This is a genomic window from Streptomyces griseorubiginosus (assembly GCF_017614965.1).
GTDB classification, from domain to species: Bacteria; Actinomycetota; Actinomycetes; order Streptomycetales; family Streptomycetaceae; genus Streptomyces; species Streptomyces griseorubiginosus_B.
Window position 1 is genome coordinate 1 of the sequence record NZ_WVUG01000406.1, and the last position, 6728, is coordinate 6728.

The window sequence follows — 6728 nt, forward strand, 5'->3', positions numbered from 1 at the left end:
GTATGGGACGTTCCATCCCAGGTACCGGCCGCCGCAGCCGAACGGCGAGCGCATCGACTGGATCTTCGTCTCCCCCACCGTCAAGGTCGAACAGGCGTCGATCTGGTGGCGGTAGACGGCGACGACGAGGTCCGCCCGGGTGGGGAAGTGGCGGTAGATGGTGGCCACCCCGACGCCGGCCTTCGCCGCGATGTCGCGCACCGGCGCATCCACGCCCGAGGCCACGAAGACCGCGGCGGCCGCGTCCAGCAGGGCCTGCTGGTTGCGCCGGGCGTCCTTGCGATTCGACCTGGCTGAGCTTCCCGGGCTCCGGCCCTCGTCGTTCACCGTGGTTCTCCTTCGACGGCCGATCTTGCAAAACGGATCGGCGTTCCGTATTTTAGATGGAACAACGTTCCGTTTCCTTCATGATGGCAGAGCCGCAGGCCTGCGGCCAACCGCTGCCCTCGCATTGAAAGGCACCCCATGTCCGAATCCAAGCCCGCCACCGTGGTGTCCGCGCGGCCGGTCGTTCTGTCCGCCCCGGAGCGTGGTGAGGACCTCCAGGTCCGCGTGTCCGCCCCCGTGAGCGGCGGCGATCTGCCCGTCATCGTCTTCTCGCACGGCTTCGGCTGGTCCATGGACGGCTACCTCCCGTTGGCGGACCACTGGGCCGCGCAGGGCTTCGTGGTCGTCCAGCCCACCCATCTCGACTCCAGGACGCTCGGTCTGCCCCCCGAGGACCCCCGTACGCCGCGGATCTGGCGCATCCGCATCGAGGACCTCACGCGCGTGCTGGACGGGCTCGACGTCCTCGAAGCCGCCGTCCCGGGCCTCGCCGGGCGCCTCGACCGGGACCGCGTCGCCGTGGCCGGCCACTCCTGGGGGGCCCAGACGGCGAGCGCGCTGCTGGGTGCGCGCGTCCTCGGCTCCGACGGCAAGCCCGGCGAGGACATGTCCGACCCCCGGGTGAAGGCGGGTGTGCTGCTCGCGCTGACCGGTCTGGGCGACACCCTGACCCCGTTCGCCGCCGAGCACTTCCCCTTCATGAAGCCGTCCTTCGACACCATGACGACTCCGGCCCTGATCGTCGCCGGGGACAACGACCAGTCCGCGCTCTCCACGCGCGGACCGGACTGGTTCACCGACCCGTACACCTACAGCCCGGGCGACAAGAGCCTGCTCACGCTGTTCGGGGGCGAGCACTCGCTCGGCGGTATCTGCGGGTACACGGTCGTCGAGACGACGGATGAGAATCCCGCGCGCGTCGCCCTGATCCAGCAGCTCAGCTCGGCCTACCTGCGCAGCGCCCTCGGCCTGGGGGACACCGGCTGGAAGGCGGCGGCCGCCGCGCTGGCGGAGGATCCCGAAGCGCTGGGCGCGCTGCAGAGCAAGTGACGCCCCGGCCGGCGTTTTCCCAGGTGAAGAGGGCCCGAACGGTTATCGCACAAGCGTTCTGATTTTGGTCTATGGTGGAGGTGGGACGGTCGGGAACTGATGTTCGATAGCGGGAGGTGCGGGTGCCGGGCTTCACTCATCTGCACACCGCCTCCGGGTTCTCCCTGCGGTACGGCGCTTCGCACCCGGAGCGGCTGGCCGAGCGCGCCTCCGAGCGGGGGATGGACGCCCTCGCCCTCACCGATCGCGACACCCTCGCCGGTGCTGTCCGGTTCGCCAAGGCCTGTGCGGGGGCGGGGGTGCGGCCGCTGTTCGGAGTGGAGCTGGCGGTGGGAGGCTCGGAGCCGGAGTCCGTGAGGGGAGGGCGGCGCCGTAACCCTGTGCGCGGTGGTTCCTTTGTCGATGAGTCGATGCCCCGGGTCGTCTATCTGGCGCGTGCGGGGGCTCGTGGCTGGGCGGATCTGTGCCGGCTGGTCACGGCGGCGCATGCGGGGGCGGGGCAGCCCCTGCTGGCCTGGGCGGACAATCACGCCGACGGCGTGACCGTCCTGCTCGGTCCCGCCTCCGACGTCGGGCGGGCCCTTGCCGCCGGGCGGCCGGATCGTGCGGCCCGGCTGCTCGGGCCCTGGCGGGAGGTCTACGGGGACGCCCTGCGCCTCGAGGTCGTCTGGCACGGGCGTGAGGGCACCGGGGCCGGGTCGCTGCGGCTGGCCGCCCGCACCCTGGGCTTCGCCGCCGAGCAGGGGGTCCGGCCGGTGCTCGGCAACGCCGTCCGTTATGCCGACCCCGGGCTCGGGCCGGTCGCCGACGTCCTGGACGCGGCTCGGCGGCTCGTCCCGATCGACCCCAGGAAGGAGCTGGACTCGGGGGAGGCCTGGCTCAAGGGCGCGGAGGAGATGTTCCGCGGGGCGGAGCGGATCGTCGAGGCGGCGGGGTACCGGCGGGAGACCGCCCACCGGCTGCTGGAGCAGACGCAGTCCGTGGCCGCCGAGTGCCTGGTCGATCCCGAGGACGACCTGGGCATGGGGACGGTCCACTTCCCCGAGCCGCACCTCGTCGGCGCGGGACGCCGTACCGCCCAGCGGGCGCTGGCCTCCCGGGCGGCGGCGGGCATGGTGCTGCACGGCTACACGGACAGGCGGGACTACTGGGAGCGGATGCACCATGAGCTGGACATCATCGGTCATCACGGTTTCGCCTCCTATTTTCTGACGGTTGCTCAGGTCGTGGACGACGTACGGGAGATGGGCGTTCGTGTCGCCGCTCGTGGGTCCGGTGCCGGGTCGTTGGTGAACCATCTGCTGGGTATCGCGAACGCCGATCCGATCGAGCACGGGCTGCTGATGGAGCGCTTCCTGTCCAAGGAGCGGGTCGTGCTGCCCGACATCGACATCGACGTGGAGTCCGCGCGCCGGCTGGAGGTCTACCGGGCGATCATCGGCCGGTTCGGCGAGGAGCGGGTCGCCACGGTCGCGATGCCGGAGACCTATCGGGTGCGGCACGCGATCCGGGACGTGGGCGCCGCCCTGTCCATGGACCCGGACGAGATCGACCGGATCGCCAAGTCCTTCCCGCACATCCGGGCGCGCGACGCCCGGGCGGCGCTGGAGGAACTGCCCGAGCTCAAGGCGCTGGCGGGGGAGAAGGAGAGGTACGGGCGGCTCTGGGAGCTGGTCGAGGCTCTTGACGCCCTTCCGCGCGGGGTGGCCATGCATCCGTGCGGGGTGCTGCTGTCGGACGCGTCCCTGCTGAGCCGTACGCCGGTCATGCCCACCAGCGGCGAAGGATTTCCCATGTCGCAGTTCGACAAGGACGACGTGGAGGATCTCGGACTGCTCAAGCTGGACGTGCTGGGCGTGCGGATGCAGTCGGCCATGGCGCACGCGGTCGCCGAGGTGGAGCGGGCGACGGGGGAGCGGATCGACCTTGACGGGCTGGCGGGGGGCGACCCGGCCACGTACCAGCTCATCCGGTCCGCCGAGACGCTGGGGTGCTTCCAGATCGAGTCGCCGGGGCAGCGGGATCTGGTGGGGTGGCTGCAGCCGAGTACTTTTCACGATCTGGTGGTGGACATCTCGCTGTTCAGGCCCGGGCCCGTCGCCGCCGACATGGTGCGGCCGTTCATCGAGGCCCGGCACGGACGGGCGCCCGTCCGGTATCCGCATCCGGATCTGGAGGAGCCGCTGCGGGGCACCTACGGGGTGGTCGTCTTCCACGAGCAGATCATCGACATCGTCGCGATCATGGCCGGCTGCGGACGCGGGGAGGCGGACCGGGTGCGGCGCGGGCTGTCCGACCCGGAGTCGCAGGGGCGGATCAAGGTGTGGTTCGCCCAGCACGCGGCGGCCAACGGATATGACGGAGAAACGATTCGGCGGACCTGGGAGATCATCGAGGCCTTCGGGTCGTACGGGTTCTGCAAGGCGCACGCGGTGGCCTTCGCCGTACCGACGTACCAGTCGGCCTGGCTGAAGGCCCATCATCCGGCCGCCTTCTACGCGGGGCTGCTCACGCATGATCCCGGGATGTACCCGAAGCGGTTGCTGCTGGCGGACGCGCGGCGACGGGGGGTGCCGGTGCTGCCGTTGGATGTGAACAAGTCGGCGGCCGCACACCGGATCGAACTGGTGTCTGAATCTGATGGGGTGTGGGGACTGCGGCTGGCGCTCTGCGATGTGTACGGGATCAGTGAGGCCGAGGCCGCGCGGATCGAGGAAGGGCAGCCCTACGACTCGCTGCTGGACTTCTGGGAGCGGGCGCGGCCCAGCCGGCCGCTCGCGGGACGGCTCGCCCAGGTCGGGGCCCTGGACGCGTTCGGCGCCAACCGGCGTGATCTGCAGCTGCACCTGACCGAGCTGCAGCGCGGGGCGCGGGGCGCGGGCGGCGGCCAACTGCCCCTGGCCGGCGGGCGGAAGACCGCGTCCGCGGGGCTGCCGGATCTGTCGGAGACGGAGAAGCTCAGCGCCGAGCTGGGTGTGCTGTCCATGGACGCCTCGCGCAACCTGATGGACGATCACCGGGTCTTCCTGGACGAGCTGGGCGTGGTGTCGGCGCGGCGGCTGCGGGAGGCGCGGCATGGGGAGACCGTGCTGGTCGCGGGGGCCAAGGCGGCGACCCAGACACCGCCGATCCGGTCCGGCAAGCGGGTCATCTTCTCCACGCTGGACGACGGGACGGGCCTGGTCGATCTCGCCTTCTTCGACGACTCCCACGACGCGTGCGCCCACACCGTCTTCCACTCCTGGCTGCTGCTGGTGCGTGGGGTCGTGCAGCGGCGTGGGCCGCGCAGTCTGAGTGTGGTGGGCTCCGCCGCCTGGAACCTCGCCGAACTGGTCGAACTGCGCGCCGAGGGCGGGCTCGACGAGGTGGCGAAGCGGCTGGCGGAGCCGGTGGTGGAAGGCACGGGCGGCGATCCGGCGCGGGGCCGGCGCATCCAGCTGCCCACCGGATACGAACTCAACCCGTGGGCCGATCTGCGCCCGGCGGGTCAGGAGCCTTCGCAGGTACGGAAGTTGTGGCACCAGAGTCCGGGGAGTGCGGGATGACCATCGTGTGTGTACGTTTCCAGCTGCCGCCGGAGTCCGAGACGGCCCTGCCGGGGCTGCTCGGGCTGCTGGAGGAGTTCACCCCGGTCGTGGAGGCGCTGCCGCCGGATGCGGCGCTGGCCGATCTGCGGGGCGCCGAGCGGTACTTCGGGCGCGGGGCGGTCGAACTGGCGTCGATGATCCGGGTGCGCGCCCTCGCGCTGTACGGGGTCGACTGTGTGATCGGCGCCGGACCGGGGCCGATGCTGGCCCGGGTGGCGCTGGGGGCGGCCCGGCCCGGGGTGACCTGCGAGGTCCCCGCCGATCCGGAGGGCGTCGCGGAGTTCCTCGCCGACCTGCCGGTGGGCGCGCTTCCCGGCGTGGGGACCACGACGGCCCGCACATTGTCCGAGTACGGTCTCGACACCCTGGAGCGGGTCGCCGCCGCGCCGCTGTCCACGCTCCAGCGGCTGGTCGGCGCGCGGACGGGCCGTGAACTGCACGAGAAGGCGAACGGCGTCGACCGCGGCCGGGTCGTCCCGAACGGCGTCTCCCGCTCCCTGGCCACCGAACGCCCCTTCGAGCGGGACGAGTTGGACCCCGACCGGCACCGCCGCGCCCTTCTGTCGGCCGCCGAGGAACTGGGCGCCCGCCTCCGCGCCCTGGAGAAGGTCTGCCGCACCCTCACCCTCACGGTCCGCTACGCCGACCGCTCCTCGACGACCCGCACCCGCACCCTGAAGGAACCCACCGCGCACTCCGCCGCCCTGACCAGGACGGCGTACGGCATGTACGAGGCCCTCGGCCTGCAACGCGCCCGGGTCCGCGCCCTGGTCCTGCGCGCCGAGTCCCTCACCCCCGCCGACCAGGCCTCCTACCAGCTCACCTTCGACCCGGTCGACGAGAAGGTCCGCCGCATCGAGCAGACCGCGGACCGGATCAGGGCCAGGTTCGGCCCGGGGGCGGTGATCCCGGGGGCGCTGGTGGCGTGAGCGTCAGTTCGCCCACGGCGGGGTGAGCCGGGTGCCGTCGGCCAGTTCCGCCTCCAGGCCGATGGACGTGGTGACCCAGGAGATGGCCGTCTGATCGGTCGGGTTCTCGACGCCCAGGGTCGCGCCGGGGTTGACGATCACGGTGTCGCCCGCGGTGACGCGGTCGGTGCGGCCGTCGAGGGTGATCAGGAGTTCGCCGACGAGGAGATGGAAGATCTCCTCGCGGGTGACGGTGTGGACGGGGGCCTTGGTGCCCGGGGGGATCTCGCCGCGCCAGGCGCAGAGCTCCTTGCTCCCGGTGAGGGGGGTGGCGTACGAGACGAAGCGGGCGCCGTGGATCTCATGGGTGACGGCCTCGGATGTGCGGATGACGGGCATGGGTGCCTCTCCGGTCGAGCGAAGTGGTCAAGCTCCTTGACTATTTTCTCGCCTTCATGGTCAAGCTGCTTGACCATCTCGTCAAGGGTGTTTCAATGCCTGCGTGCAGAACTCCGAGGCCATGGCCCTGTCCGCAACCCTGCTCGCCGTCGCCGGTGAACTGACGCAGCGCATCAACGAGGGCGTCGTCGCCCGGGGCTTCGAAGGGGTCAGGCCCGCTCACGGGTTCGCCTTCGCCCGGCTCGCCCCGGACGGCGCGACCGCGACCGAGCTCGCCGCTCATCTCGGGGTGACGAAACAGGCCGCCAGTCAGCTGGTTGACGAGATCGTGCGCAAGGGGTTCGCCGAGCGGCGGCCGCACCCTGAGGACGCCCGGGCGCGGCTGGTCGTGCTGACCGAGCGGGGGTGGGCGTGCACCCGGGCCGCGGAGGAGGCGGCCGCCGAGGTGGTGCGGGGG

6 protein-coding genes are annotated in these 6728 nt (G+C 71.6%); 4 read left to right on the forward strand and 2 right to left on the reverse strand.

Annotated features, from left to right (window positions below; translation table 11 throughout):
• On the reverse strand, positions 1 to 327 hold a 327-nt coding region (locus tag GRC12_RS40340), incomplete at its 3' end, for a TetR/AcrR family transcriptional regulator (RefSeq protein WP_208785428.1).
• A gap of 138 nt (positions 328 to 465) precedes the next feature.
• Here GRC12_RS40340 and GRC12_RS40345 point away from each other — a divergent pair.
• From GRC12_RS40345 to GRC12_RS40355, 3 genes are all read left to right on the forward strand, one after another.
• Positions 466 to 1377 carry an alpha/beta hydrolase family protein gene (locus GRC12_RS40345; RefSeq protein WP_208785429.1) on the forward strand — a complete coding sequence of 304 codons (912 nt, stop codon included), beginning with the start codon at positions 466 to 468 and terminating at the stop codon, positions 1375 to 1377.
• A 122-nt stretch (positions 1378 to 1499) separates the two neighbouring features.
• Entirely contained in the window at positions 1500 to 4922 is a 3423-nt protein-coding gene (locus GRC12_RS40350; protein ID WP_208785430.1) for a DNA polymerase III subunit alpha, read from the forward strand.
• The gene (locus GRC12_RS40355) at positions 4919 to 5893 is read left to right on the forward strand and encodes a DNA polymerase Y family protein (protein WP_208785431.1); all 975 of its coding nucleotides are present in this window, start codon (positions 4919 to 4921) and stop codon (positions 5891 to 5893) included. Before GRC12_RS40350 ends, GRC12_RS40355 begins: the two co-directional genes overlap by 4 nt.
• Before the next feature lie 3 nt (positions 5894 to 5896).
• Here GRC12_RS40355 and GRC12_RS40360 read toward each other — a convergent pair whose 3' ends face one another.
• Positions 5897 to 6271 carry a cupin domain-containing protein gene (locus tag GRC12_RS40360; protein ID WP_208785432.1) on the reverse strand — a complete coding sequence of 125 codons (375 nt, stop codon included), beginning with the start codon at positions 6269 to 6271 and terminating at the stop codon, positions 5897 to 5899.
• Positions 6272 to 6374: 103 nt separating this feature from the next.
• Here GRC12_RS40360 and GRC12_RS40365 point away from each other — a divergent pair.
• Positions 6375 to 6728: MarR family winged helix-turn-helix transcriptional regulator (locus GRC12_RS40365; protein ID WP_208785433.1), on the forward strand; the 354-nt coding region annotated here is incomplete at its 3' end.